At 69.0% G+C, this 24,895-nt stretch carries 24 protein-coding genes, 2 tRNA genes and 1 riboswitch; of the genes, 9 read left to right on the forward strand and 17 right to left on the reverse strand.

Going from position 1 to position 24,895, the window contains the following annotated elements; translation table 11 throughout:
- Positions 1-401: 401 nt before the first annotated feature.
- From ABD120_RS03765 to ABD120_RS03790, 6 genes are all read right to left on the reverse strand, one after another.
- Positions 402-2,960 (reverse strand): valine--tRNA ligase, encoded by a 2,559-nt coding sequence (locus tag ABD120_RS03765; RefSeq protein ID WP_343948253.1) that lies wholly within the window; start codon positions 2,958-2,960, stop codon positions 402-404.
- Between the two features lie 102 nt (positions 2,961-3,062).
- Positions 3,063-4,343, reverse strand: coding sequence for an ATP-dependent Clp protease ATP-binding subunit ClpX (gene clpX / locus ABD120_RS03770; protein WP_343948254.1), 1,281 nt, complete (start codon positions 4,341-4,343; stop codon positions 3,063-3,065).
- 184 nt (positions 4,344-4,527) lie between these two features.
- Entirely contained in the window at positions 4,528-5,151 is a 624-nt protein-coding gene (locus tag ABD120_RS03775; RefSeq protein WP_343948255.1) for an ATP-dependent Clp protease proteolytic subunit, read from the reverse strand.
- Between the two features lie 11 nt (positions 5,152-5,162).
- Positions 5,163-5,795, reverse strand: a complete 633-nt coding sequence (locus ABD120_RS03780) for a ClpP family protease (protein WP_343948256.1) — start codon at positions 5,793-5,795, stop codon at positions 5,163-5,165.
- Positions 5,796-6,712: 917 nt separating this feature from the next.
- Complete coding sequence (gene tig, locus ABD120_RS03785) at positions 6,713-8,101, reverse strand: trigger factor (RefSeq protein WP_343948257.1); 1,389 nt, start codon at positions 8,099-8,101, stop codon at positions 6,713-6,715.
- Between the two features lie 162 nt (positions 8,102-8,263).
- Complete coding sequence (locus tag ABD120_RS03790; protein ID WP_343948258.1) at positions 8,264-9,130, reverse strand: helix-turn-helix domain-containing protein; 867 nt, start codon at positions 9,128-9,130, stop codon at positions 8,264-8,266.
- A gap of 231 nt (positions 9,131-9,361) precedes the next feature.
- Here ABD120_RS03790 and ABD120_RS03795 point away from each other — a divergent pair, with 231 nt between their 5' ends.
- Together ABD120_RS03795 and ABD120_RS03800 are read left to right on the forward strand one after the other, a co-directional pair.
- On the forward strand, positions 9,362-9,826 hold the full coding sequence (locus ABD120_RS03795; RefSeq protein WP_343948259.1) for an ATP-binding protein: 465 nt from the start codon (positions 9,362-9,364) through the stop codon (positions 9,824-9,826).
- Between the two features lie 75 nt (positions 9,827-9,901).
- Positions 9,902-10,588 (forward strand): GAP family protein, encoded by a 687-nt coding sequence (locus tag ABD120_RS03800; RefSeq protein ID WP_343948260.1) that lies wholly within the window; start codon positions 9,902-9,904, stop codon positions 10,586-10,588.
- 26 nt (positions 10,589-10,614) lie between these two features.
- Here the strand turns inward: ABD120_RS03800 and ABD120_RS03805 are convergent, their stop codons facing one another.
- The 3 genes from ABD120_RS03805 to ABD120_RS03815 all read right to left on the reverse strand — a co-directional run bounded on the left by ABD120_RS03805 (position 10,615) and on the right by ABD120_RS03815 (position 13,611).
- Entirely contained in the window at positions 10,615-11,562 is a 948-nt protein-coding gene (locus tag ABD120_RS03805) for a coiled-coil domain-containing protein (protein ID WP_343948261.1), read from the reverse strand.
- Positions 11,563-11,567: 5 nt separating this feature from the next.
- A riboswitch (cyclic di-AMP (ydaO/yuaA leader) is annotated at positions 11,568-11,705 on the reverse strand.
- Between the two features lie 68 nt (positions 11,706-11,773).
- Positions 11,774-12,835 (reverse strand): galactose-1-phosphate uridylyltransferase, encoded by a 1,062-nt coding sequence (gene galT, locus ABD120_RS03810; RefSeq protein ID WP_343948262.1) that lies wholly within the window; start codon positions 12,833-12,835, stop codon positions 11,774-11,776.
- A complete protein-coding gene (locus ABD120_RS03815; protein ID WP_343948263.1) occupies positions 12,832-13,611 on the reverse strand; it encodes a DeoR/GlpR family DNA-binding transcription regulator in 780 nt (259 codons plus the stop codon). The genes galT and ABD120_RS03815 overlap by 4 nt, the downstream gene beginning before the upstream one ends.
- A 124-nt stretch (positions 13,612-13,735) precedes the next feature.
- On the opposite strand from ABD120_RS03815, the gene ABD120_RS39675 reads away from it, so the two are divergent.
- Positions 13,736-13,813 (forward strand): 50S ribosomal protein bL37, encoded by a 78-nt coding sequence (locus ABD120_RS39675; RefSeq protein ID WP_425563924.1) that lies wholly within the window; start codon positions 13,736-13,738, stop codon positions 13,811-13,813.
- A gap of 2 nt (positions 13,814-13,815) precedes the next feature.
- On the opposite strand, the gene ABD120_RS03820 is transcribed toward ABD120_RS39675, so the two are convergent.
- The 4 genes from ABD120_RS03820 to ABD120_RS03835 all read right to left on the reverse strand — a co-directional run bounded on the left by ABD120_RS03820 (position 13,816) and on the right by ABD120_RS03835 (position 17,667).
- Positions 13,816-15,087, reverse strand: a complete 1,272-nt coding sequence (locus ABD120_RS03820) for a dihydrolipoyl dehydrogenase family protein (protein WP_343948264.1) — start codon at positions 15,085-15,087, stop codon at positions 13,816-13,818.
- A 10-nt stretch (positions 15,088-15,097) separates the two neighbouring features.
- The gene (locus ABD120_RS03825) at positions 15,098-16,396 is read right to left on the reverse strand and encodes a TrpB-like pyridoxal phosphate-dependent enzyme (protein WP_343948265.1); all 1,299 of its coding nucleotides are present in this window, start codon (positions 16,394-16,396) and stop codon (positions 15,098-15,100) included.
- Positions 16,397-16,415: 19 nt separating this feature from the next.
- The gene (locus tag ABD120_RS03830; protein WP_343948266.1) at positions 16,416-17,288 is read right to left on the reverse strand and encodes an LLM class flavin-dependent oxidoreductase; all 873 of its coding nucleotides are present in this window, start codon (positions 17,286-17,288) and stop codon (positions 16,416-16,418) included.
- 82 nt (positions 17,289-17,370) lie between these two features.
- Positions 17,371-17,667, reverse strand: a complete 297-nt coding sequence (locus ABD120_RS03835) for a hypothetical protein (RefSeq protein WP_343948267.1) — start codon at positions 17,665-17,667, stop codon at positions 17,371-17,373.
- A 139-nt stretch (positions 17,668-17,806) separates the two neighbouring features.
- Between ABD120_RS03835 and ABD120_RS03840 the strand changes: the two genes are divergently transcribed.
- Entirely contained in the window at positions 17,807-18,358 is a 552-nt protein-coding gene (locus ABD120_RS03840) for a DUF6506 family protein (protein ID WP_343948268.1), read from the forward strand.
- 63 nt (positions 18,359-18,421) lie between these two features.
- Here ABD120_RS03840 and ABD120_RS03845 read toward each other — a convergent pair.
- A tRNA-Gly gene (locus ABD120_RS03845) sits at positions 18,422-18,495 on the reverse strand.
- An 89-nt stretch (positions 18,496-18,584) separates the two neighbouring features.
- Here ABD120_RS03845 and ABD120_RS03850 point away from each other — a divergent pair.
- Positions 18,585-18,661, forward strand: a tRNA-Pro gene (locus tag ABD120_RS03850).
- Positions 18,662-18,697: 36 nt separating this feature from the next.
- Here ABD120_RS03850 and ABD120_RS03855 read toward each other — a convergent pair.
- On the reverse strand, positions 18,698-19,234 hold the full coding sequence (locus ABD120_RS03855; protein ID WP_343948269.1) for a hypothetical protein: 537 nt from the start codon (positions 19,232-19,234) through the stop codon (positions 18,698-18,700).
- Between ABD120_RS03855 and ABD120_RS03860 the strand changes: the two genes are divergently transcribed.
- The gene (locus ABD120_RS03860) at positions 19,227-19,964 is read left to right on the forward strand and encodes a DinB family protein (RefSeq protein WP_343948270.1); all 738 of its coding nucleotides are present in this window, start codon (positions 19,227-19,229) and stop codon (positions 19,962-19,964) included. The two genes, ABD120_RS03855 and ABD120_RS03860, sit on opposite strands and share 8 nt — an antisense overlap.
- Before the next feature lie 4 nt (positions 19,965-19,968).
- Here ABD120_RS03860 and ABD120_RS03865 read toward each other — a convergent pair whose 3' ends face one another.
- Entirely contained in the window at positions 19,969-21,276 is a 1,308-nt protein-coding gene (locus tag ABD120_RS03865; protein WP_343948271.1) for a M50 family metallopeptidase, read from the reverse strand.
- A 154-nt stretch (positions 21,277-21,430) separates the two neighbouring features.
- Between ABD120_RS03865 and ABD120_RS03870 the strand changes: the two genes are divergently transcribed.
- Complete coding sequence (locus ABD120_RS03870; RefSeq protein ID WP_343948272.1) at positions 21,431-22,033, forward strand: response regulator transcription factor; 603 nt, start codon at positions 21,431-21,433, stop codon at positions 22,031-22,033.
- Positions 22,034-22,231: 198 nt separating this feature from the next.
- On the opposite strand, the gene ABD120_RS03875 is transcribed toward ABD120_RS03870, so the two are convergent.
- Positions 22,232-23,347, reverse strand: a complete 1,116-nt coding sequence (locus ABD120_RS03875) for a PP2C family protein-serine/threonine phosphatase (protein WP_343948273.1) — start codon at positions 23,345-23,347, stop codon at positions 22,232-22,234.
- Between the two features lie 118 nt (positions 23,348-23,465).
- Here ABD120_RS03875 and ABD120_RS03880 point away from each other — a divergent pair, with 118 nt between their 5' ends.
- Positions 23,466-24,692 (forward strand): GNAT family N-acetyltransferase, encoded by a 1,227-nt coding sequence (locus ABD120_RS03880; RefSeq protein WP_343948274.1) that lies wholly within the window; start codon positions 23,466-23,468, stop codon positions 24,690-24,692.
- Positions 24,693-24,706: 14 nt separating this feature from the next.
- On the forward strand, positions 24,707-24,895 hold the full coding sequence (locus ABD120_RS03885) for a hypothetical protein (RefSeq protein WP_343948275.1): 189 nt from the start codon (positions 24,707-24,709) through the stop codon (positions 24,893-24,895).

The raw sequence follows: 24,895 nt of genomic DNA on the forward strand, positions 1-24,895 counted from the left end.
CGAGGTGTTGCATGATGTTTCATGCACTGGCTTTTAACACACTGTTGAGTTCTCAAGAAACGGACGCGTTACCCCTCAAGCTACAAGAGGCGCAGAGTTCGTCTTCTCTAGTGTATCAGACTCGATTGGCTCTTGTCAAAGCCTTGATTCTGGCACACCAACCCCGATTTGGGGCAACCCGTCTAACTTACCCAAACATTCGGCGCTTGTCCAATCGTCTGGACGCAACCGGAAGCTGAGGCGAGTCAGTTGGGGTGGTTCAGAGGCTAGCTGCCGACTCGGAGAGCCGGGCCCCGCTCGCCCTGCGTGGAAAACTCTAGCAGCCTTGCGGGGTCACAACGTCCATCTCCGGTAACGAATGGGTCTTCCCCGAGTTCACTTGCCTCAAACCCGGGACGCGGTCACGCGGACGGCAGGGCGGCCAGCTGTGCCTCCAACCGCGCGATGTCCTCGTCGGCCTGCGCAGCCCGCCCGCGTACCTTCGCCACGACCTCGTCGGGCGCCTTGGCCATGAACTGCTCGTTGCCCAGCTTCGCCGCCACCTGGCCGGCTTCCTTGCGGGCCACGGCGAGGTCCTTCTCCAGGCGCTTGCGTTCGGCCACCACGTCGATCGCCCCGGCGGTGTCGATCTCGACCGTGACCCCGCCGACGGCCAACCGCGCCGTGGGCGTGAACCCCTCGGTCGCGGGCTCCAGGCGCAGCAGCGACCGAACCGCGTTCTCCGACTCCCCCAGCGGGGATCCCGACAGCCTCGCGGCCACCCGCTGGCCGGGCTTCAGCCCCTGGTCCGAACGGAACCGCCGGACCTCGGTGACCAGCTCCTGCAGCGCGATGATCTCAGCCTCGGCAGCCGGGTCCGTGTAACGGGGATCAGCGGTCGGCCAGGCGGCGACGACGGCGGACTCCCCTCCGGTGACCGCCCGCCAGAGCTCCTCCGTCACGAACGGCACCAGCGGATGCAGCAACCGCAACAGTGCGTCGAGCACATGCCCGAGCACCAGTCGGGTGCCCTCCCGCCCTTCGGCGATCTGGATCTTGGCCAGCTCCAGGTACCAGTCGCACACCTCGTCCCAAGCGAAGTGGTACAGCAGGTCGGAGACCTTGGCGAACTCGTACTCCTCGAAGCCCGCGTCCGCCGCGGCGATCACGTGCTGCAACCGGGACAGGATCCAGCGATCCGCGGCGGTGAGGTCGGCGGGCAGTTCCCCCACGGTCGCGCCGTTCATCAGCGCGAAGCGGATGGCGTTCCAGATCTTGTTGCAGAAGTTCCGGGATCCGCCCGCCCACTCCTCGCTCACCGCCACGTCGGCACCGGGGTTGGCACCGCGCAGCAGGGTGAAGCGGGTGGCATCGGCGCCGAACCGTTCGACCCAGTCGAGTGGATCGACCACGTTGCCGAAGGACTTCGACATCTTCTTGCCGTACTGGTCGCGGACCATGCCGTGCAGGGCCACCACGCGGAAGGGCGGCTGGCCCTCCATGGCGTAAAGACCGAACATCATCATCCGGGCGACCCAGAAGAACAGGATGTCGTAGCCGGTGACGAGCACCGAGGTCGGATAGAAGCGCGCCAGGTCAGGGGTCCGCTCGGGCCAGCCCAGGGTGGAGAACGGCCACAGCGCGGAGGAGAACCAGGTGTCGAGGACGTCGGGGTCCTGCGTGTAGCCCTCGGGGGCGCTCTCGTCCGGCCCGACGCAGACGACCTCGCCGTCCGGGCCGTACCAGACGGGGATACGGTGCCCCCACCACAGTTGGCGGGAGATGCACCAGTCGTGCATGTCGTCGACCCAGTCGAAGTAGCGCTTGGCCAGCTCCGGCGGGTGGATGCGGGTGCGGCCGTCGCGTACGGCATCGCCCGCCGCTTTGGCCAGCGGCGAGACGTTGACGAACCACTGGAGCGACAGCCGGGGCTCGACCACGGTCTTGCAACGCGAGCAGTGGCCGACCGAGTGGAGATAGGGCCGCTTCTCGGCGACGATGCGCCCTTCGGCGCGCAGGGCGGCGACGACGGCGGGACGGGCCTCGAACCGGTCGAGCCCCTCGAAGGGTCCGTGAGCGGTGATGATGCCGCGGTCGTCCATGACGGTCACCGACGGCAGCGAGTGGCGGCGGCCGATCTCGAAGTCGTTGGGGTCGTGTGCCGGGGTGACCTTGACGCAGCCGGTGCCGAACTCCGGGTCGACGTGCTCGTCACCGACGACGGGGATGGACCGGCCCGTGAGCGGCAGTCGCACATGGGTGCCGATCAGGTGGGCGTAGCGCTCGTCGGACGGGTGGACGGCGACGGCGGTGTCGCCGAGCATGGTCTCGGCACGCGTGGTGGCCACGACGATCTCGTCGGAGTAGCGGATCGAGACCAGTTCGCCCTCGTCCTCACTGTGTTCGACCTCGATGTCGGACAGCGCGGTGTGGCAGCGTACGCACCAGTTGATGATGCGCTCGGCGCGGTAGATCAGGCCGTCGTCGAACAGCCGCTTGAAGATCGTCTGGACGGCCCTGGACAGGCCCTCGTCCATGGTGAACCGTTCGCGCGACCAGTCGACCCCGTCGCCGAGCTTGCGCATCTGACCGAGGATGGCGCCGCCCGACTGTTCCTTCCACTGCCAGACCCTCTCGATGAACGCCTCGCGGCCGAGGTCGTGCCGCGAGAGCCCTTCGCCGCCCAGTTTGCGCTCGACGACGTTCTGGGTGGCGATTCCGGCGTGGTCCATGCCGGGCAGCCACAGCGTCTCCTTGCCCTGCATGCGGGCACGTCTGCTGAGGGCGTCCTGGATGGAGTGGTCGAGCGCGTGCCCGATGTGGAGCACGCCGGTGACGTTGGGCGGAGGGAGCACGAGGGAGTAGGGCTCACGAGAGCTGCCCGGATCGGCCTGGAAGTAGCCTTCGGATACCCAGCGGTCGTAGCTCCGGGTCTCGACGTCGGCCGGGGTGTACTGGGTGGGCAGCTCTGGCGTTGTCACGCAGCCAAGTTTAGTGGCGAGCAGCCACCCTGCTGACGGATGCGACAAGTCGAGCGCCCCCGGGGCGAAACCCCGGGGGCGCTCGAAAGACGTGTGTACGGCTCAGGCCGACTTCTCACGCGGCGGACGCTGCTGCTTGGCGATCTGGTCGCGCGGGACGAGCGTCGGGATCGCGTGCTCCAGCACCGACTCGCGGGTGATGACGACCCTGGCCACGTCCTGCCGGGACGGGACCTCGTACATCACCGACTGCAGCACCTCTTCCAGGATCGCGCGCAGACCGCGGGCTCCGGTGCCGCGCAGGATCGCCTGGTCGGCGATGGCCTCCAGCGCGTCGTCGGTGAACTCCAGCTCGACGCCGTCGAGTTCGAGCAGTTTGCGGTACTGCTTGACGAGCGCGTTGCGCGGCTCGGTGAGGATCTGGACCAGGGCCTCACGGTCGAGGTTGTGGACCGAGGTGATGACCGGCAGCCGGCCGACGAACTCGGGGATCATGCCGAACTTCAGGAGGTCCTCCGGCATGACGTCGCCGAAGATGTCGACGGTGTCGACGTCCTCCTTGGAGCGGATGATGGCGTTGAAGCCGATGCCCTTCTTGCCGATGCGCGACTCGATGATCTTCTCAAGGCCGGCGAAGGCACCACCGCAGATGAACAGCACGTTGGTGGTGTCGATCTGGATGAACTCCTGGTGCGGGTGCTTGCGGCCGCCCTGGGGCGGAACCGAGGCCGTGGTGCCTTCCAGGATCTTCAGCAGCGCCTGCTGCACGCCCTCGCCGGAGACGTCGCGGGTGATCGACGGGTTCTCGCTCTTGCGGGCGATCTTGTCGACCTCGTCGATGTAGATGATGCCGGTCTCGGCCTTCTTGACGTCGTAGTCGGCGGCCTGGATCAGCTTGAGCAGAATGTTCTCGACGTCCTCGCCGACGTAGCCCGCCTCGGTGAGGGCGGTGGCGTCGGCGATGGCGAAGGGCACGTTGAGCATCTTCGCCAGCGTCTGTGCCAGCAAGGTCTTGCCGGAACCGGTGGGACCGAGCAGCAGGATGTTGGACTTGGAGAGTTCGAGCCCGTCGTCCCTGCCCCGGTCGCCCGACTGCACCCGCTTGTAGTGGTTGTAGACCGCTACGGACAGTGCCTTCTTCGCTTTGTCCTGACCGATGACGTAAGCGTCGAGGAACTCGTAGATCTCCCGTGGCTTGGGCAGGTTGTCCCACTTGAGCTCGGAGGATTCGGAGAGCTCCTCTTCGATGATCTCGTTGCAGAGATCGATGCACTCATCGCAGATGTAGACGCCGGGCCCGGCGATGAGCTTTTTGACTTGCTTCTGGCTCTTCCCACAGAAAGAGCACTTCAGCAGGTCTCCCCCGTCGCCTATGCGTGCCACCCCAGATACTCCTTTGCGTGGGACCGCCCTGCTCCTGCGAGCAGTGTCTCCGGACATCCTCCGGACTGGGCCGAACCGCTCAGGTTTCGACGTTACCGTCTTCTGGGCCCTCAGTGAGCCCCCTAGCGGCGAGTCGCACCGGAACGTGCCCAATTGGGCAGCGCTCCGGTGCTTCTCATCATCGTCAGGAAGCGACGGCCTGAGCGCGCTTCTTCCTGGACGGGATGATGTCGTCGATCAGACCATACGCCTTCGCCTCGTCCGCGTTGAGAATTTTGTCGCGCTCGATGTCGCGTCGGACGTCGACGGCCTCCTTGCCGGAGTGCCTCGCCACGATCTCCTCCAGGAGAGCGCGCATGCGGAGGATCTCCCGGGCCTGGACCTCGATGTCGCTGGCCTGGCCGCCGCCCTCGGTGGAGGGCTGGTGGATCAGGATGCGGGCGTTGGGCAGCGCGAACCGCTTGCCCGGAGTGCCGCCCGCCAGCAGCACGGCCGCGGCCGAGGCCGCCTGGCCCAGGCACACGGTCTGGATCTCCGGCCGGACGAACTGCATCGTGTCGTAGATCGCCGTCATGGCGGTGAACGACCCGCCGGGCGAGTTGATGTAGATGCTGATGTCACGGTCGGGGTCGAGCGACTCCAGCGTGAGGAGCTGGGCCATCACGTCGTTGGCCGACGCGTCGTCGATCTGCACTCCGAGGAAGATGATGCGGTCCTCGAAGAGCTTGGTGTACGGGTTCATGGTCTTCACCCCGTACGAGGTGCGCTCCGTGAACTCCGGAATGATGTATCGGCTGTTGATTTCCACGAGAGCTTCCCCTAGGAGACGGCGCCGGCGGAGGGTACCTGCCGGGCGCTGCGCACGACATTGTCGATGAAGCCGTAGTCCTTGGCTTCTTCGGCCGTGAACCACCGGTCGCGGTCGGAGTCGGCCTCGATCTGCTCCAGCGTCTGGCCGGTGTGCACGGCGATGCGCTCGGCCAGCGTCTTCTTCACGTAGAGCATCTGCTCGGCCTGGATGGCGATGTCGGCCGCCGTGCCGCCGATGCCTCCGGACGGCTGGTGCATCATGATGCGCGCGTGCGGAAGGGCGTAGCGCTTGCCCCGCGCGCCCGCGGACAGCAGGAACTGCCCCATGGACGCTGCCAGGCCCATGGCGACGGTGCACACGTCGTTAGGCACATACTCCATCATGTCGTAAATCGCCATTCCGGCGGTCACCGAACCACCGGGCGAGTTGATGTAGAGCCAGATGTCGCGCTCGGGGTCGTCGGCCGCGAGCAGCAGCAACTCCGCACAGATGCGGTTGGCGATCTCGTCGTTCACCTCCTGCCCGAGCACGATGATGCGCTCGCGCAGCAGGCGCTGGTAAAGCTGGTCCTCAAGCCGGAAGGACGAGCCGTTCTCACGGCCTCGCGACTCGGGCTGGTAGGAGGTCGGCGGGCTGGTCACAGCTTCACCTTCCGATGCGTCGTAACGATGGGCTTTGCTTGTGACCCTAACGCGCACCGCGCACAGCTCATGCCCGCTCCCGATTCTGTTCGCTGACGGCGATTCTCGTGCCGCGCCGATCAAGAACCTTCTTCTGTACGGCCCAGCCCCCTCCCCCCGCCCCACCATCCCCCTTGATCTCCTCCAGGCGCGCCACTCACCTCAGCCCCACCCCGCCGCGACGCCGCCCGTCACCCACCCGCCGTGGCCCACCCTGAGCCCGGTTCAAGGCGCCCGCCCACCGCCGACCACCGCCCCGCCGTACGGCGCCCTTCCGCCTCCGGCGTTCCCCGCACGCCCCTCCCCAGCACCGGCGACACTCCTGAGCCCGCCGGAACCACCTCGACGAGCGCCCGACGCCGGAGTGCCGCGATGCCTCCAGCAACCTGGAACGGCAGGCCGGAACCCCGTCCCAGAGCCCGCCACCGCCGAGCTACGCCAGGCGACGCGCTCGCGACGATCCCCTGCCGCCGACCGCGATGACGCAGCCCGTTGCCCAACGTCAAGGCGGTCCCGGAGAAGGTGCCGCCCGAACTCGACGTCAGCCCCGGTGGCGCCTGTTGTGTGAGCCCCTCAGAGGGAGCCGTTTCAACGCCACGCTCACACCTCCCCGCAGCGAAAGATCGGCCCCACTACGTGAGCCCCCAGAGAGCCACGACGCACGCGCCTGCGTGAGCTTCCCAGAGGGAGCCGCCGAGAGAAGCGCCACCCAGCTCCGCACCAGCGGGTGCCGTCGCTCCTGACTCGCAGGTACCCGTCCTGCACACCTGTGGGCATCGAGCGCCCCCGAACGCTCGCCCCGGCGAACGCCCCGAACGCGAACGAGCCCCCGGCCCGTCAAGGGGCCGGGGGCTCGCCGTAAGCGATCTGCGCGACGATCAGGCGTCGTTCTTGTCCTCGGCGTCCGCAGCCTCGGCAGCGGCCTCCTCGGTCGCCTCCTCGCCGTTGATCTCGGTGTAGATGGCCTTGAGGTCCACCTCGTTGCCGTCGGTGTCGACCACCTTGGCGGCGTCGCCCACCACGGACTTGGCCTTGTCGCGGACGATCTCGACCATGGCCAGCGTGAGCTGGTCGTTGTCGGCCAGGTGCTGGGCCAGCTGGTTGGGCTGGACGCCCATCTGCATGGCGCGGCGCACCACGAAGTTGGTCAGCTCCTGCTCGGACACGCCCAGGTCCTCGTACTTGACGATCTTGTCGAGCACGAAGCCGATCTTGATGGCCTTGGCGGAGTTGGTCTCGAACTCGGCGAAACGCTCCTCCTCGGTCGTCTGGTAGAGGCGGAAGTACGCCTCGCGGCTGAGACCGGACTCGGCGATCTGGTGGTCGAGGTTGTGCTTGCGGGAGTCGACCTCGTTCTTGAGCGCGCTGTCGGGGATCGGGATCTCGATCTGCTCCAGCACGGCGTCGAGGGCCTTCTCGCGCACCTGGACGACCTGGTCGACCAGCTTGTTGCGGCGGGCCGTCTCGCGGACGCTCGCCTTGAGCTCGTCGAGCGTGTCGAACTCGCTGGCGAGCTGGGCGAACTCGTCGTCGAGCTCGGGCAGCACCTTCTCCTTGACCGACTTGACGCTGATGACCACGTCGGCGGTCTCGCCGGCGTTCTCACCGCCGACCAGCTCGGTACTGAAGGTCTTCTCCTCGCCCGCCGACATGTCGAGCAGGGCGTCGTCGAGGCCGCGGAGCACCGAGCCCGCGCCGACCTCGTAGGAGACCTCGTTGGCCTGCTGCTCCTCGATGTTCTTGCCGTCGATCTCGGCACGCAGGTCCATGACGACGAAGTCGCCGTTGGCGGCCGCGCGCTCGACACCCGTGAGCGTGGCGAAGCGCTGGCGCAGCGCGTCGAGCTGCTTGTCGACGTCCTCGTCGGTGACGGCGGCGGAGTCGACGGTGATCTCGGCGCCCGCGTAGTCGGGGACCTCGAAGTTGGGGCGGATGTCGACCTCGGCGGTGAACTCGATCTGCTCGCCGTCGTCGATCTTCGTGACCTCGATGTCGGGCGGGCTGACCGGGAAGACGTCGACCTCGTCGACGGCCTGGCCGTACAGCTTCGGCACCGCGTCGTTGAGGGTCTCCTCAAGCACCACCGCGCGGCCGAAGCGCTGCTCGATGATGCGGGCCGGCACCTTGCCAGGACGGAAGCCGGGCACGCGCACCTGCTGCGCGACCTTCTTGTAGGCCGCATCCAGGCTCGGGCGCAGCTCGTCGAACGGCACCTCGACAGTGAGCTTCACCCGGGTCGGGCTGAGCTCCTCGACAGCGGTCTTCACGGGGTGGTCTCCTTGATCATGCTTCGAGTGATCGCGGGCGCGTCCGGAACGGCTCACGCGCCGCGCCCACATGAGCGGCGTTGGGGCATGCTCCGCACGGCGGGATCCAACGCCGCTCGCCAGTCTAAGGCAGGTGCGCACCCGACAGCGACGGGACGGCGTTCAGAACTCGGCGGCGATGGCCCGTAGCAGCTCCACTGTCTCGTCCGGGGTGGTGCTGACGGCGCAGAGCCGTTCCATGACCTCGGTGTATCTGTCGACGTCTTCTCGCTTGTCGAGATAGAGCGCGCTGGCGAGCTGCTCGACGTAGACGACGTCGGGCAGCTCCCTGTCGGGGAAGCGCAGGACGCTGAAGGCACCGCCCTCGGCGCTGTGGCCGCCGAAGTCGAAGGGCATGACCTGGACGGTGATGTTGGGTTGGCGCATCTGGTCGATCAGGTGCTCAAGCTGGGCGCGCATGACCTCGGCGCCGCCGATCGGGCGCCGCAGGGCGGCCTCGTCGATGACGGCCCAGAAGAAGGGTCCGTCGGGGCGGTCGAGGACGCGCTGGCGTTCGAGGCGGAGATCGACGCGCCGGGCGATCTCGTCGCCGCTGATGCCGGCCGAGCCCGCGGTGACGACCGCCCTGGCGTACTCCTTGGTCTGCAGGAGGCCGGGGACGAACTGCACCTCGTACGTCCTGATGCGCATGGCCGCCTCCTCCAGGCCGACGTAGGCCTGGAACCAGGAGGGGAGCACGTCGTTGAAACGGTGCCACCAGCCCGGCTCGTTGGCGGTGCCGACCAGGTCGAGCACGGCCGAGCGGGCGTCGTCGTCGGCGACGCCGTACAGCGTGAGCAGGTCGGCGACGTCGCGCTCCTTGAAGCCGACCCGGCCGAGTTCCATCCGGCTGATCTTGGACTCTGAGCCCCTGATCAGGTGTCCGGCTTCCTCTCGGGTGACGCCCTTGGCCTCCCTGAGCCTGCGGAGCTGGGAGCCGAGGAGGATGCGCAGCGCCGTGGGCCCGGAGCCCGGCTGGTTCTGCGTCAACGGTGCCTCCAATACGTCCGCACACACAGTGACATCCGAGCGCCGGGTATGACAAGGTCTCAACCCCGTGTCCGATTCGGCATACTCGCGCGCCGAGCCCAATGCAGGTGCACATTACATTTGCACGTGCATTTGGGTCTTGCAGCATCACCGGTCGGTGACCCATGATGGCCTAGTGCATATTGGGCCAAACATGCACTAAACCAATGGGGAGCTGGAGGTAGCGGCAGAATGGTGGAGGATCCTCTGGCCACTGCCGATTGCCTGCAGATCACCCGCGAAGTCGGATTCGACACCCTGCTGGAGAACCGCCACCCGCACACCACGGCGTGTCCGCTCCCTTTTCAGGCCGACTCGGTCAAGACCGCCCGTGACGTGACCCGGGCCACGCTCAGCGACTGGGGTTGTGCCGAGCTCAGCGACGACGCCGCCCTGGTGGTCTCCGAACTCGTGACGAACGCGGTGCGTTACACCCGGGGTCACGCCGGCCTCACCCTTCTGCTGATGCGCGTGGCGCCGCACGTCCTGCTCGCGGTGGCCGACCCGAGCGACGAGGTGCCGACGCGCAAGGAACCGGACTTCGTCTCCGAGAACGGCCGGGGCCTGTACATCGTCGAGACGTACAGCCAGTGCTGGGGCTGGGATCCGCTCAACCGCGGCGGAAAGGCCGTGTGGGCGCTGTTCCGCACCGAGTAGTCAGCACAAAGTCGTACGTCCGGTTGGCTCCCCCGTAGGAGGAAAGCCCCGCTCCGCGCTGCCACTCTGTTGGTCATGGATCTCGCGCTCCTCCTCACTCTCGGCGCCCTCGCCCTGTGGGACAGCACCAGTTTCGGGACGCTCGGCATCCCGCTGGTCCTCATGCTGTCCTCCGATCGGCGCCAGGGCGGCCGTCTGGTGGTCTACCTGACCACGATCAGCGTCTTCTACTTCCTCGTCGGCGTCGCCCTCATGATGGGCCTGTCGGTGGTGATGGAGCGTTTCGGCGCTGCGCTGGAGTCCCAGCCCGCGTACTGGGTCCAGCTCGTCCTCGGCGTCTTCCTGTTCGCGCTGAGCTGGAAGTTCGACTCCAAGAAGCAGAAGAAGCCGTGGGAGCCCAAGGTGGGCGGGCCCCTCACCATGATGGGCGTCGCGCTCACGGCCGGTCTGGTCGAGGTCGCGACGATGTTCCCGTACCTGGCGGCCGTCGGGTTGATGACGACCGCCGGGCTGGGTGCCGCGCAGTGGCTGCCGCTGCTGGCGGGCTACGTGGTGCTGATGGTCGTGCCGATGCTGGTGCTGATGGCCGGCCGCGCCCTCGCCGGGCCCCGCATCGAGGGGATGCTGGAGCGCGTGCGCGCCTTCATCACCAGGAACGCCGCTTCCGCCGTGGGCTGGACCCTCGCGATCGTCGGCTTCCTCATCGCCCGCGACGCGCTGGTCAAGCTGGACTTCTTCCGGGATCTGGTCGCCGGAGGGTGAGTCCGGCGGTTTGGGAACGTTCCAAGTCAGTACATCGAGATGTGCGGATGGTCGTAGTGGTTCTGGGTGATGCTGCCCCGGTCGCTCATCTGGCGCCAGCCCGAGCCCATGTTGATGCGCTGCTTCCAGATCACGTACTTCACGCCGAAGCGGTCCTTGTTCTTGATGGCCCACTCGGAGATCCGGTCCCCGAGCCGCAGGTTGGCGGCGGTCGGCATGCTGCCGCCGGTGCTCATCATGAAGTCGCAGGCGCGGCCGAGAGGGTGCTCTCCGCCACCACCTGAGCGGTAGCAGCCGATCTCGAACGGCATGTCGAAGGTCTTCTTGATCTCGTCGCGGATGATCCGCATGCGGGAGGTGATGTTCTCGCGCCCCGCGGGCAGTTCGGGGGCCCAGCTGCCGTTGGCGCGCTTGCCGGTGCCGTACGGCATGAGTGCCTTCAGCTTGGCCTTGATGTCGTCGATGACGCCCTCGGCCTCCGTGCGCCGCTTGTCGACCTCGTCGGCCTGGGCGGCGAGGTCGACGGCGAGCGCGGCGGCCTCGTCGGCGGCCTTCTTCTTCTCGTCGCGAACGACGACCAGGTTGTCGACGACGGCCTGCTCCTCGTCGGTGATCTGTTCCATCACCGCTGCGGCCCCGGCGTCGGGCACGAGGAAGTGGGGAAGTGCGGCGCTCTGGCTCTGGTAACGCTTGGTGGCGATCTCGGTCACGCGGCGCTGGGCGTCGCCGAGTGTCTTCTCCGCCTCGGCGAGCCGGGCGCCCGCCGTCTTCTCGGCGTCCTGCGCCTTGGCGAGGGCGACGCGCTTTCCGTTGTACTGCTCGATCAGCTGATCGACTTTCTTGTTGAGGTCGACGAGCTCGCCACGCAACTGCTTCTCCGAAGGCTTGGGGGCCGCCTGCGCAGTGGGGGCGAGAAACAGCGTGCTCGCGGTGATGAGTCCGATGGCCAGAGTCGCGGGGGACGCAACTGCCACAGCGAAGATCCTCTCCATCTGCCGACCGGGTTAGCTGACGGATTCGGGCTGGAAGCTGCCCTACCACGAAAGTGGATTCACCCCAGGTGCAAGTGGGTCCCCGGCTCCCGGGCAACACGCCCGGGATTAGGCGGGCAACGGCTGTGACGACCGGTGCCAGTGAGGATGTTAGTGGTAAATGTCCGGCAATGCGAGTCTAATCGGAAATCAATTAGTGATCTACCTGTGATCGAATCTGCCGGGCGGCCTCTTCGGGAAGCACGTCGTTGACGAAGGCTCCCATAGCGGACTCCGATCCGGCAAGGTACTTGAGCTTGCCCGGCGCCCGTCTGACGCTGAACAGCTCCAGGTGGAGATATCCCAGCTCACGCAGGTGACGCACCGGCGCCTGGTGCCAGGCGGAGACGTACGGCATGGCGACGCCGAACAGCCCGTCGAGCGCCCGCAGCACCGAGGTGTAGAGCGGGGCGAAGGCCGCGCGCTCCTCCTCGCTCAGCGCCGCGAGGTCGGGCACCCGCCGGTGGGGGTAGACATGCACCTCGTACGGCCAGCGGGCGGCCGCGGGCACGAAGGCGGTCCACAGTTCGTTGGCGGCCACGACCCGCTCACCCGCCCGTTCCGCGGCCAGCACGTCGGCGAACAGCCCCGGCCGTTTGGCGGCGGCGGCGAGCTGGCGCGCGGTGCGCGGGGTCACGTACGGGTAGGCGTAGATCTGCCCGTGGGGGTGCGGCAGCGTGATGCCGATCTCCTCGCCCCGGTTCTCGAAGCAGAAGACCTGCTCGACGCCCTCGATGGCGGACAGCTCCGCCGTACGGTCGGCCCATGCCTCCATGACCAGCTCGACCTGCGCGTCGGACAGCCGGGAGAACGACGAGGAGTGCTCCGAGGTGAAGCAGACGACCTCGCAGCGGCCCGCACCGGGCCTGACCTCACTCAACCCCCCGACATCACGATAAGTCCCGAAATTTCCGCTGAATGAGGGGAAGCGGTTCTCGAACACGACCACGTCGTAGTCGGCGGCCGGGATCTCCGACGAGTGCGTGTCCGTGGACGGGCACAGCGGGCACTCGGCGGCCGACGGCAGGAACGTGCGCGTCTGCCGGTGCCCCGCGATGGCGACCCACTCCTCCGTCAGCGGGTCGTAGCGCAGTTCGGAGGCCACGGGCCGGGGATCGAGCGGACGCCGGTCGACCGCGCCGCGGTCGGCGTCGTCGCGCCGGTCGAAGTAGATGAGCTCCCGCCCGTCGGCCAGGTGGGTGATGGTGCGCTTCACTGCGTGCCTTCCGCGATGATGACTTCACAGGCCCGCTCGGACAGTTCGGCGCGGGCCTCCTCCGGTAGCGCCGGGTCGCTGACGACGAGGTCGGCCTCGCTCAGATCGGCGATCGTGCTGATGCCGACGGTGTTCCACTTGGTGTGGTCGGCGAGGACGACCAGGCGGCCGGCGGCGGTGACGAGTTCGCGGTCGGTCTCGGACTCCAGCAGGTTGGGCGTGGTGAAACCGGCCCGCGTGCTCATGCCGTGCACACCGAGGAACAGGGTGTCGACGTGCAGGCGCCGGATCGCGGCGACCGCGACGGGGCCGACGAGCGCGTCGGAGGGGGTGCGCACTCCGCCGGTCAGCACGACCGTGCGGTCGGCGCGGGGGGTGCGGTGGAAGACCTCGGCGACCGGGATCGAGTTGGTGATGACGGTCAACTCGGCCACGGCGACGAGGTGGTGGGCCAGCGCCCAGGTGGTGGTGCCGGCCGACAGGGCGACGGCGGTGCCCGGCCGGACCAGCCGGGCGGCACGGCGCGCGATGGCCTCCTTCTCCTGCTGCTGACGGGCGGACTTGGCGACGAAGCCCGGCTCCTCCGTGGAGCCGGGGCCCAGAGCGGTCGCCCCGCCGTGCACCTTGGCCAGCATGCCGCGATCGGCGAGGACCTCCAGGTCGCGCCGGATCGTCATGTCGGAGACGCCGAGTTCGCGCACGAGGTCGGCCACCCGGACGCCGCCTTCGGCCCGGACGCGGTCGAGGATCGCCTGTTGCCGCTGCTGTGCGAGCACGCCCTCTCCTTCCAACACATTCCACCAAATTATGACACGGAAGTGTTGAACAATGTGAGGTCGCTTGCCGCATGCCCGAAGTTGGGATACGCAGGCCGTACCGACCGAGAATCTGGAGGAGCCCATGGCACGGCGCGCCCGCAAGTCCAGAGCACGCAAGCGGAAGAAGGCCAACCACGGCAAGCGGCCCGCCTCCCGCTGACCTCAGCCCGCCGCGAGTTCCCTCACGACGGGCAGGATCGCGCGGTGGTACGTCGGGTAGGCGTAGATCATCGCGCTGAGCCGGGCGAGCGGGATCCTCGCGTGTACGGCCAGCGTCAGCAGGCCGAGGATCTCGCCGCCGGGCGGCGCGACCACCGTGGCCCCCACGAGCACGCCGTCCGCCGCCACCAGCTTGACCAGCCCGCGCGACTGCGTGATCCAGCCCCTGGTGCCGAGGTCGCCGGTGGCGGTGCGCACGTCCAGCCCCCGCTGCCTGGCCTGGGCCTCGGTGAGGCCGACCGCGCCGATCTCGGGGTCGGTGAAGGTGACGCGGGGCACGGCGTGGTGCTCGGCCTCGTGAACCGGGGTGCCGAGGATCTCTCTGACCACGATGTCGGCGTGGTACATCGACATGTGCGTGAACGCGCCCTGGCCGACCACGTCGCCGAGCGCCCAGACGCCGTCGGCGGCGCGCATCCGGGAGTCCGTCGCGAGCGCCCGCGCGCTCTCGTCGAGCCCGATGGCGCCGACGCCGACCGCGGCGAGGTCCACGCGGCGGCCGGTGGCGACCAGCAGCCGCTCGGCCTCGACGCCGCCGACGCGGAAGCGGCCGTCGTAGTCGACCCGCTCGACCTTCGCGCCGGTCCTGACGGTGATGCCGCGCGCGGCGAAGACCTCCGCGAGCAGTTCGCCCGCCTCGGGCTCCTCCAGCGCGACCAGGCGCTCCGCGGCCTCCAGGAGGGTCACCTCGACGCCGAAGGCCGCGAACATCTGGGCGAGTTCCACGCCGATGGCGCCGCCGCCGAGCACGATGAGGCTCGCGGGCAACTCGGCGTTCTCGATGGCCTGGTGGTTGGTCCAGTACGGCGTACCCGCGAGGCCCTCGATCGGGGGGACGGCGGGCTGCGAGCCGGTGGCGATCACGATGCCCTTGGCCGCCCTCAGCACCTGCTCGCCCACCCGGACCTCACCGGGGCCGGTGATGCGCCCGTGCCCCCGGACCAGGTGGCCGCCCTTGCCGGTGAAGCGGTCGGCGGCCACCTTGTCGTCCCAGGAGTCGGTGGCCTCGCGCACGCGGCGCAGCAGCGCCGCCCAGTCGCGCGAGGTCTCCGCCTCGTAGATCATGATCTTGGAGGGGATGCACCCCCAGTAAGGGCACTCGCCGCCCACCAGATTCGCCTCGACCCCGGCCACGCGGAGCCCCGCCTCCGCCAGCCGCCCGGCGACGTCCTCGCCGCCCGGACCCATCCCCAACACGATCACATCGACGTCCATGGCATCCAAACTAACCCGGGAGACCGTCCAGAGCCTGGTCGATCCGCTCCTGCGGCAGGGCGAAGTCCTGCATCTCGCCGGACAGGTACCTGTCGTAGGCCGCGAGGTCGAAGTGGGCGTGTCCGCACAATGCGGTCAAGATCACCTTCTCCTCGCCGGTCTCCTTGCAGCGCAGCGCCTCCGCGATGGTCTCCGCCAGCGCGTGCGTGGGCTCGGGGGCGGGGACGATGCCCTCGGTGCGGGCGAAGTGCACGCCCGCCTCGAAGCACTCGCGCTGCGAGCGCGCCACCGCCTCGAACATGCCCAGTTCGTACATGTGCGACAGCAGCGGCGACATGCCGTGGTAGCGCAGGCCGCCCGCGTGGATCGGATCGGGCACGAAGTCGTGGCCGAGCGTGTGCATCTTCATCAGCGGCGTGAACCCGGCCGTGTCGCCGTAGTCGTAGGCGTAGCGGCCCCGGGTGAAGGACGGGCACGCCTCCGGCTCGACGGCGCGCAGCTTGGTCTTCGACGACTCGCGCAGGAACGGGAAGGCCAGGCCGGCGAAGTTGGAGCCGCCGCCGGTGCAGCCGATGACCAGGTCGGGCATCTCGGGCAGCTGCTTGAGGGCCTCCTCGCCGATGACCGTCTGGTGCATGAGCACGTGGTTGAGCACCGAGCCGAGGGCGTATCTCGTGTCCTCGGCGGCGGCCGCGACCTCCACGGCCTCGCTGATCGCGATGCCGAGACTGCCCGTGGAGCCGGGGTCCTCGGCCAGGATCTTGGTGCCCGCACCCGTCACCGGCGACGGGCTGGCGTGGACGGTGGCGCCGTACACGCGCATGAGCGAGCGGCGGTACGGCTTCTGGTCGTAGGAGGCCCGGACCATCCAGACCTCGCACTCCAGCCCGAACTGGGCGCACGCGAACGCGAGCGACGAGCCCCACTGCCCTGCGCCGGTCTCGGTGGTCAGCTTCCTGACACCCGCCTTGGCGTTGTAGTACGCCTGCGGCACGGCGGTGTTGGGCTTGTGCGAGCCCGCCGGGGAGACGCCCTCGTACTTGTAGTAGATGCGGGCGGGTGTCCCGAGCGACTTCTCCAGCCGGTGCGCGCGGTACAGCGGCGTCGGCCGCCACATCCGGTAGACGTCGAGCACCTCCTGCGGGATCGGGATGAACCGCTCGGTGCTCACCTCCTGCGCGATCAGCTCCATCGGGAACAAAGGCGCCAGATCATCCGGACCAATCGGCTGCATCGTCGCCGGATGCAGCGGCGGCGGGGGCGGGGAGGGCAGGTCGGGAATGATGTTGTACCAGTTACTGGGAATCACAGTGCCCAGTCTGGGGGCTTCAGGCCCCGCGTTCCAGAGCCGCCAGCCGCCTTACTTCCGGAACGACCTGCTCCGCGAACAATGTCAGCTGCTCCTTCTGGTCCCCGTCCGGCCAGAGGATGAACCCGTCCATCCCGTAGCCGACCGCGAGGTCGGTCAGCTCGTCCACCCACTGGTCGGGCGGGCCCTGGAGGAAGCCCGTGGAGGCGCCGCCGGTGATGACGCCCTGGACGTTGTACACCCGGCGCACGTCGGCCCGCCTGCGCCCGACCGCGTGGGCGGCCTCGTCGATGCGCGCGTTGAGCTCGGGCAGCCGCTCCGGGGGCGCCCAGGTCGACGACGGCAGCCAGCCGTCCGCCACCCGGCCGGTCAGCGCCAGCGCCTTGGGGCCCCGCACGCCGAGCCAGATGCCGATCGGGTGCGCGGGCTCAGGTCCCGCCTGGGCGCCCCGCAGGTGGTAGTGCTCGCCCTCCATGCGTTGGGTGCGCTCGGCTCCCCAGATGGCCCTGATGACCGCGACGGCCTCCTCCAGAGCCCCCAGGGCCTCCTTGGGCGTACGGCGGGAGCCGCCGTAGGCGTCGATGGCGTCCCAGAACGCGCCCGCGCCCAGGCCGAGCTCCACCCGTCCCCCGCTCAGCAGGTCCAGGGTGGCGGCGGCCTTGGCGAGCACGGCGGGCGGCCGCAGCGGCAGGCAGGCGACGTCGGGGAAGACCCGGATGCGCTCGGTCGTCGCGGCGACGACGCTGAGCAGGGTCCAGGTGTCCACGTACTTGCGCTGGTACGGATGGTCCTGCACGCCGAGCAGGTCCAGCCCCAGCCGGTCGGCGAGCCGGGCGTACTCAAGCAGCGGATCGTCGGCGTTGGGCACCAGGAAGTATCCGAAATCGGTCATGGATCCGAGTATGCGACCGGGTGCCCCAAGGCAAGTTCACGAGGTGCCCTGCCCGCAGCCGTCGCGGGCAGGGCCGGCCCGCTCACAGCAGGCGGGTGCAGCCGGTGGCGGTGATGCGGTCGGGCGTGTAGGCACGGCCGCCGGTGCAGGTGTACAGGACGGTGAGCGGCGACCAGACGGCGAAGGTCTTGGTGATGCGGCCGGTCGCGGGCGCGCCGTTCTTGGCCTCGCACCGCGTTCCGGTCAGCGTGCCGTCGGCGTGCGCGCTCGTGATGGCGCAGGCGTAGGCGGGCAGGGCCTTGTCCGCGTGGGCGGGCGTTGAGGCGGCGAGCAGGCCGAGGCACACGGCCGCGCCGTACAGACCGGAGAAGATCTTCACCGGGGATCCCTTCGAGACGACGATCTCTATTGACACACAGTGTTCTCTCAATCACGGAATGCAGTCAACGAAATCGGATCCTTGACCTGAAGTTTGGTTGAGGTAGCAGACTTGGATCACTGACGAGGAGAGGAAAGTCATGGACCACGTGATCATCTACGAGACGGTCGACGCCGACCCGGCCACCGACCTGCTGACCGTCGAGAACGAGCACGGCCGCACCCGCGTCCGCGCGGTCGGGGAGCCGGCGGAGGCGCTCGAACTGGCCGCGCGACTGGCGGACGAGGGCGTCGACGAGATCACGCTGTGCGGCGCGATCGGCGCACTGTGGCACGGGCCGGTGAACGCGCGTCTGAAGGACCGGGTGCGGGTCAACGGCATCTACTACGGGTTCGAGTCGCTGACGAGCGTGGCGGACTACAAGGCGCGGTACGAGGCCGGCGAGGTGCTGGCGGAGGTGTTCCTCATCGTGCACGAGGGCGCCGCGCCCGAGCAGGTGCTGCTCACCCGGCCCGACGGCGGCACCACGACGCTCGCCACGGTCCCCGATCTCGCCGGCGCCGTACGGCTGGCCGGTGAGATGGCGGCGGACCTCGACCTCATCGAGTTGTACGGCGTGTCGGGCCCGGAAAGCGCAGAGCCGGTGATCCGCGCCGTCGACGCCGAGGTTCCCGTCGGGTTCGTGGTGTGACGAGAAATCCAGTGAGATGCGAAAGGCCAGGTCAGTTACGGGCTGACCTGGCCTTTCACGCTCTGGAGCGGACGACGGGAATCGAACCCGCGTAGCTAGTTTGGAAGACTAGGGCTCTACCATTGAGCTACGTCCGCGCGAGCCGGTCGAAGTCTGGTCTAGACTTCATCCGGTCGTCAGGGCGTAAGCGTACCGGAGTCCCGGAATGCTTGCGTACTCGACGTCGCGGGGCGTGGCGCAGCTTGGTAGCGCGCCTGCTTTGGGAGCAGGAAGTCGCAGGTTCAAATCCTGTCGCCCCGACCAGCTCGGCTTTTCGACGCGCCCGCCCAGGCCCGGGGGTCAGATGGCGAACCGGCAGGTGAACAGCTTGGCGGTGTCGGCCACCACGGCGAGTCTCGGCGGATCGGCGGGGACGGCTCGCAGCTCGGCGCGAAGTCCGGTGAAACCGGTGCGGAACCGGTCGGTGGTGGAGTAGCTGCCGTACCCGGGCCATTCCTTCGGCCCCGGCTTGTCGCGCCGCCAGTAGTACATGGCCGACTCGGGAGCATGGGACGCGGGGGCCACCGTCAGCCACGGCTCGCCGTCGAGGACGGCGTCGGAGTACCAGTTTCGGATCACGGACGCGTGCTCGCCGGTCAGTGCCGGGAAGCTGAGGATCAGGCCGATCTCCCGCAGGCCGATGTGATCGAGAGCGCTGTCGCGGAACACCGGCCTCTGCGCGTCGAGCAGGCCGAGGCCGGTGATGGCCCGCAGCCGGACCAGTTGGCGAAGAACGCCGGCATCGCTTCTCACGACCGCCATGACGGCGTCGAGCGCTCGCCCTTCGGCCAGCATCCGACGTCCCTCCAGCACTGCCCCGTCGTCCGTCATGTCCATCGGGGAACTGTGGTGTCCGGGCAGTGGGCACGTCCCGCTGGTCGAGGTGTTCTTCGCCGACGGCCCGGACGCCGCGTGCCGCGTTCTGCCGGGGCCGGTCCAGATCGACTCGGTCCGGTCGTTGTGCGGGGCCGTCTACGCGATCGACGGCGCCGGGTTGCGGGTCGGCCGGGTGCGCGCACACCGGGCGAAGGCGATCCCGTCCTTGGCGTGGCCCATAATCGGTGCCGTGCGTATCGAACCTCGGGGCACCGCCGGTGAGCGGGAGAGCCTCGAAGCCTTCCTCGACTACCACCGGGAGACCCTGGTCGAGAAGTGCGAGGGGCTGAGCGACGAGGAGTTGCGCCGCCGCGCGGCGCCGCCGTCGTCGATGTCCCTGCTGGGCCTGGTCCGCCACCTGTCCGAGGTGGAGCGCGGCTGGTTCAGGATCCGGGTGGGCGGCGAGCGCGACCTGCCGTTCGTCTACTGCTCGGAGGCCGAGCCGGACGCCGACTTCGACCGGGTCGAGGGCGACGACCGGGCGGGCGCGTTCGCGGTGTGGCGGGCGGAGGTGGCGGCCGCGAAGAAGGCCGCCGCAGGGGTGTCGCTGGAGGCGGTGTTCGAGCGCAAGCGCGAGCCGAGGCAGGTGTCGCTGCGGTGGATCTACCTGCACCTGATCGAGGAGTACGCCCGCCACAACGGCCACGCCGACCTGCTGCGCGAGCGGATCGACGGGGCGACGGGCGAGTAGCGGATCAGCCGGACAGGCGGATCGGGTTGACCAGGTCGGCGTAGGCGAGCAGGCCCGCCATGATGATCATGACGAAGGCCAGCACGTACGTCAGGGGCAGCACCTTGGCGATGTCCACGTGCCGGGGCTCGGGCCGGCGCAGCACGCGGGCGTACCCGCGCTTGAGCCCCTCCCACAGGCCGCCCGCGATGTGCCCGCCGTCGAGCGGCAGCAGCGGGATCAGGTTGAACACGCCGATCGCCAGGTTGAACCCGGCCAGCAGATTGAGGAACCCCCAGAACTTCTCCTCCCCGTCGAGCACCGAGGAGGACAGGATCTCGCCGCCCATACGCCCGGCGCCGATGATGCCGACGGGGCCCTGACGGTCGCGTTCCTCTCCGGAGAAGGCGGCCTGCCAGACGCCGACCATCTTCTGCGGCAGGTCGAGCATGCTGGCGGCGACCCGGCCGGTGAGGTCGACCATGTACCCGGCGACCTGGCCGAGACTCTGCTGCTCGTAGACCTGGGTGGCTTGGACGCCGAGGAAGCCGGCGTTCTTCACGATGACCTTGGGGTCCTCGGGGCTGGGGCGATCCTGGGCGATCAGGTTGACGTCGAGCGTCATCGGCCGGCCGTCCCTGACGATGCCGAGTTGCACCGTGCCCGCGCCGTGGGTGCGGATCCGCTTGGAGACGTCGTCCCACCCGGTGATCTTCGTGCCGTTGAAGGCGACGATCTCGTCGCCGACCTTCATTCCGGCCTCCTTCGCCGGGGTCAGCGGGTCGCTGGGACGGCAGTCGGTGCGCTTCTCCGCGGCGGGGATGACGCAGGTGGAGGTCAGCGGGGAGACGACCGGCTTGAGCTCGATGAGGCCGACGCTCATCAGCAGGATGGCGAAGAGCACGAAGGCCAGCGCGAGGTTCATCAGCGGGCCGCCGGACATGACGATGACCTTCTGCCACCACTTCTTGCGGTAGAAGACGCGGTCCTCGTCGCCCGGGCGTACCTCTTCCTGGGCGAGGTCGCGGGCGGAGTCGACGAGGCCCTGGAAGGGCCCGGTGGAGGTACGGCGCAGCCGCCCCGGCTCGTCACCGGCGCGCGGCGGCAGCATCCCGATCATGCGGATGTACCCGCCCATGGGGATCCACTTGACGCCGTACTCGGTCTCGCCCTTGCGCCTGGACCACATCGTCGGCCCGAATCCCACCATGTACTGCGTCACCCGCACGCCGAACAACTTGGCGGGAACCAGGTGGCCCAACTCGTGGAGGGCGATGGAGGCCGCCAACCCGAGCAGGAACAGCACTATCCCCGCGATGGTGAGCCAGGTCATGTGGGCGCGCTCCAGGCAGACGGACGGACACGACCTTTCCAGAGTAGTCGAAGTCCCCGCACCTGAACGGCTTGCGAAGCCTTTACCGAATCGACAGACTGCGTTGACAGTGCGCAACCTTGCGATCACTCTGGGACATGTCGGAGGGACCACGTTGATCCGCATCCTCGTTGCCGAACACCTGCCGCTCGTACGGCGGGGCCTGGTTTCCTCCCTGGAGTCGGAGGCCGATCTGTCGGTCGTCGCCGAGGTCGGCACCGGCGCGGACGTCGCTCCGGCGGGCCTGGCGCACGCCCCGGACACGGCGGTGATCGATCTCGATCTGCCGGGCGGCGGCCTGGCGGCGGCGGGCGGCCTGCGTGAGACGGCGCCCGGGTGCCGGGTGCTGATCCTGTCCGCCCATCCGAACCCGGCGCAGGTGCGCGGGGCGTTCGCGGCGCACGCGGCGGGGTTCATGAGCCTGACGGTGGCGCCGGAGCGGCTGGCGGAGGGCCTGCGGGAGATGGCGGCGGGACGGCGGGCGGTCGACTCGGAGCTGGCGGTGGCGGCGCTGGAGGCGGTGGCCAATCCGCTCACCAGGCGGGAGATGGACGTGCTGCGCATCGCAGCGGGGGGCGCCCGTTCGACGGAGATCGCCGACCAGTTGTTCCTGTCGGTGGGAACGGTCCGCAACCACATGTCGCGGATCATGTGCAAGACGGGTGCGCGCAACCGCCTGGACGCGGTGCGCATCGCCAGCGATTCGGGGTGGCTCTGACGGGTCCGGGCGAGCCCGGGTCCCGGCGGAACCGCGCCGCTCTGCCGGAACCCGGGGTCTAGTGGTTCCCACTCCCTCGAGGCCGAGCCTGTTGCTCAACCCCCATGGCAACAGGATCGCAGCCGGGCCTGAGCGCGACCAGTGACCTCGTACACCATGTGCACATGACCCATCACACAGGGCGACCCATGTGGAACGTCACGGTCGCCAGATGAGGACCAGCGCGCAGTCGTCGTTGTGGCCGGAGGCCAGCGAGTTGACCAGCGCCCGCGCGCCGTCGCGGAACCCCGACGGCAGCAGTCGTTCGGCCTCGCCGAGCAGCTTGTCGAGCCCGGCGTCGATGTCGCGGCCGGGCTGCTCGATCAGCCCGTCGGTGTAGAGGAGAAGGGCGTCGCCCTTGCGCAGCACCCCGCTGTCGGGCTCGCAGTGCAGGTCGGGGACGACGCCGAGGACGACACCCTTGGCGGAGGCGACCTGCCAGTTGCCGGTGCCCGCGTCGAGCTTGACCACGGGCGGGTGCCCGGCCGAGGTGATCGTGTAGGCGCCGGTGGACAGGTCGATGCGCACGTGGACGGCGGTGACGAAGCCTTCGTCTCCGCGCTGGCGGTGGAGGTAGGCGTTGCACGCGGGCAGGAAGTCGTCGACGGAGCCGAGCAGCCCGCCGAACGTGCCCGACAGCAGCAGCGCCCGGGTGCCCGCGTCGACGCCCTTGCCCGAGACGTCGACGAGCGCGATCTCCAGGTTGTCGCCGTCGCGCATGGAGACCAGGAAGTCGCCGCCGAAGGACGAGCCGCCCGCCTGTTTGAGCACGACCTTGCCGCCCCAGTCCTTGGGCAGTTGCGGCAGCTCGCCCTGGCTCTTGAGGCGGTCGCGCAGTTCCAGCAGCATGGCGTCGCCGCGCAGGCCCTGCACGCCGAGCTTGCCCCTGGTACGTGCCATGAGCACGGCGAGCACGGCGGTGAAGCCGATCGTGACGGTGAGGCCGAGCCCGACCTGGCCGACGCCGAGGGTGAGCGCGAAGTAGCCGAGCGCCAGCACGACGGCGACCAGCAGCACGGCGAGACTGCGCAGCCGCAGGTGCAGCCCGCCGACGAGCATGATGAGGATCAGCAGCGACGGCGAGAACCACTCGGTGGACACCTTGGCGGCGAGGATCCCGACCAGTAGGGTGAGCGCGCTGAGGGTGATCGTCAGATTGCGGTCGCGGGCCAGCGGCCCTCTGCGCACGAATCTGACGACGCGTACCAGCCCCGGCACCCGCACAAGGAGCGAGCGGAGCCGTGGCGGGATCAGCGGCGCCGGACGGGAACTCATGATGCGCATGACTGTATCGGTCTCGTACCTGTTTGGGCAGCCCACTTGACCAAGCCCTTGATCATTACGCATGCATATTGGGTGGCCGAGCACGTTTGTCCGCTCATACGGTGGACGGATGACGTTCCCTATTCGTCCGATTGGTGAATCCGAGTGGCCCGCGATGCTGACGGTCACGTCGGAGGCGTTCGGCGCCACCCCACCCCCTCCCCTCGCCGAGATCTACAAGTCACGCACCGAGTTCGACCGCACGCTGGCAGCCTTCGACGGCGACCTGATGGTCGGCACCACGGGGATCGACAGTTTCACCATGACCGTCCCCGGCGCGGCGATCCCGGTCGCGGGCGTCACCGCCGTCTCCGTGCTCCCCTCGCACCGGCGGCGCGGCATCCTGACGTCGCTGATGCGCCGTCAGCTCGCCGACATCCGCGAGCGCGGCGAGGCGGTCGCCGCCCTGTACGCCTCCGAATCGGTGATCTACGGGCGGTACGGCTACGGGCGGGCGGCTTCGGAGATCCGCGTCACGGTCAACCGGCCCGGCTCCGCCTTCGTCCCCGGCGCGCCCACCGACCCGGGCCTGCGGCTGCGGGTCACCACGCCCGCCGACGTGCGAGCGGATCTGGAGCGGGTGTTCGCCGAGGTGGCCACGCGGCGGCCCGGCCGCTACGCGCGCAACAAGTCGCTCTGGGACTCCCTCCTGATCGACGAGGAGTTCGCCCAGCAGGGCAAGGGCACGCTGCGCTGCCTCGTCGCCGAGGACGACGACGGCGTGCGCGGCTACGCCACGTTCCGGATCAACGCCAAGTGGGACGACGACGGCATCGCCGCCAACGAGTTGCACGTCAATGAGGTCGAGGCGCTGGACCCGGCGGCGTACGCGCTGCTGTGGCGCGGCGTGCTCGACCGCGACCTGGTCGCGAAGGTGCACGCGGGGCGGCCGGTGGACGATCCGCTGGTGGCGCTGCTGGCCGACGCCAGGCAGTTGCGCGCCTCGATCAGTGACGACCTCTGGGTGCGGCTGGTGGACGTGCAGAAGGCGCTGGAGCTGCGCTCGTACGCCGCGCCGGTGGACGTGGTCGTGGAGGTGCTGGACGAGTACTGCCCGTGGAACGCCGGGCGGTGGCGGCTGAGCGGCGACGCCTCGGGGGCGACGTGCAAGCCGAGCGAGGACGAGCCGGACGTGACGCTGCCGGTCGCGGCACTGGGCTCGGCCTACCTGGGCGACGGCCAGTTCGCGACGATGCTCGGGGCCGGGCTGCTCAACGAGCACCGCGCCGGTGCCGTGCGGGAGCTGGCGACGGCCATGGCGTGGAGCCCGAAGCCGTGGGCGGGCCTGGTCTTCTGACGTACAGTCTGGGCATGGCACTGCAACACCTGCAGATCACCCCGCTGGTCGCGATGCGCGCCCGTGACGTGTCACGGCCGTCACCGGAGGACCAGGACTCGGCCGACCGCCAGCCGCTGCGCGACGAGACGCCCCGGCGCGAGCCGAGGCGCAGGTCGGGAAAGTGGGGCGGGACACCGGGATCGGCCCCCCGCCCCACCTGA

It is taken from the genome of Nonomuraea longicatena (assembly GCF_039525605.1).
GTDB lineage: Bacteria > Actinomycetota > Actinomycetes > Streptosporangiales > Streptosporangiaceae > Nonomuraea > Nonomuraea longicatena.

Excerpts from the sequence above, each read along its gene's own strand:
- ABD120_RS03795 (WP_343948259.1), top strand. The coding sequence starts at position 9,362 with ATGGTGGAGGATCCTCTGGCCACTGCCGATTGCCTGCAGATCACCCGC.
- ABD120_RS03800 (WP_343948260.1), top strand. The coding sequence starts at position 9,902 with ATGGATCTCGCGCTCCTCCTCACTCTCGGCGCCCTCGCCCTGTGGGAC.
- ABD120_RS39675 (WP_425563924.1), top strand. The coding sequence starts at position 13,736 with ATGGCACGGCGCGCCCGCAAGTCCAGAGCACGCAAGCGGAAGAAGGCC.
- ABD120_RS03820 (WP_343948264.1), bottom strand. The coding sequence starts at position 15,087 with ATGGACGTCGATGTGATCGTGTTGGGGATGGGTCCGGGCGGCGAGGAC.
- ABD120_RS03830 (WP_343948266.1), bottom strand. The coding sequence starts at position 17,288 with ATGACCGATTTCGGATACTTCCTGGTGCCCAACGCCGACGATCCGCTG.
- ABD120_RS03840 (WP_343948268.1), top strand. The coding sequence starts at position 17,807 with ATGGACCACGTGATCATCTACGAGACGGTCGACGCCGACCCGGCCACC.
- ABD120_RS03860 (WP_343948270.1), top strand. The coding sequence starts at position 19,227 with ATGTCCATCGGGGAACTGTGGTGTCCGGGCAGTGGGCACGTCCCGCTG.
- ABD120_RS03855 (WP_343948269.1), bottom strand. The coding sequence starts at position 19,234 with ATGGACATGACGGACGACGGGGCAGTGCTGGAGGGACGTCGGATGCTG.
- ABD120_RS03865 (WP_343948271.1), bottom strand. The coding sequence starts at position 21,276 with ATGACCTGGCTCACCATCGCGGGGATAGTGCTGTTCCTGCTCGGGTTG.
- ABD120_RS03875 (WP_343948273.1), bottom strand. The coding sequence starts at position 23,347 with ATGAGTTCCCGTCCGGCGCCGCTGATCCCGCCACGGCTCCGCTCGCTC.
- ABD120_RS03880 (WP_343948274.1), top strand. The coding sequence starts at position 23,466 with ATGACGTTCCCTATTCGTCCGATTGGTGAATCCGAGTGGCCCGCGATG.
- ABD120_RS03885 (WP_343948275.1), top strand. The coding sequence starts at position 24,707 with ATGGCACTGCAACACCTGCAGATCACCCCGCTGGTCGCGATGCGCGCC.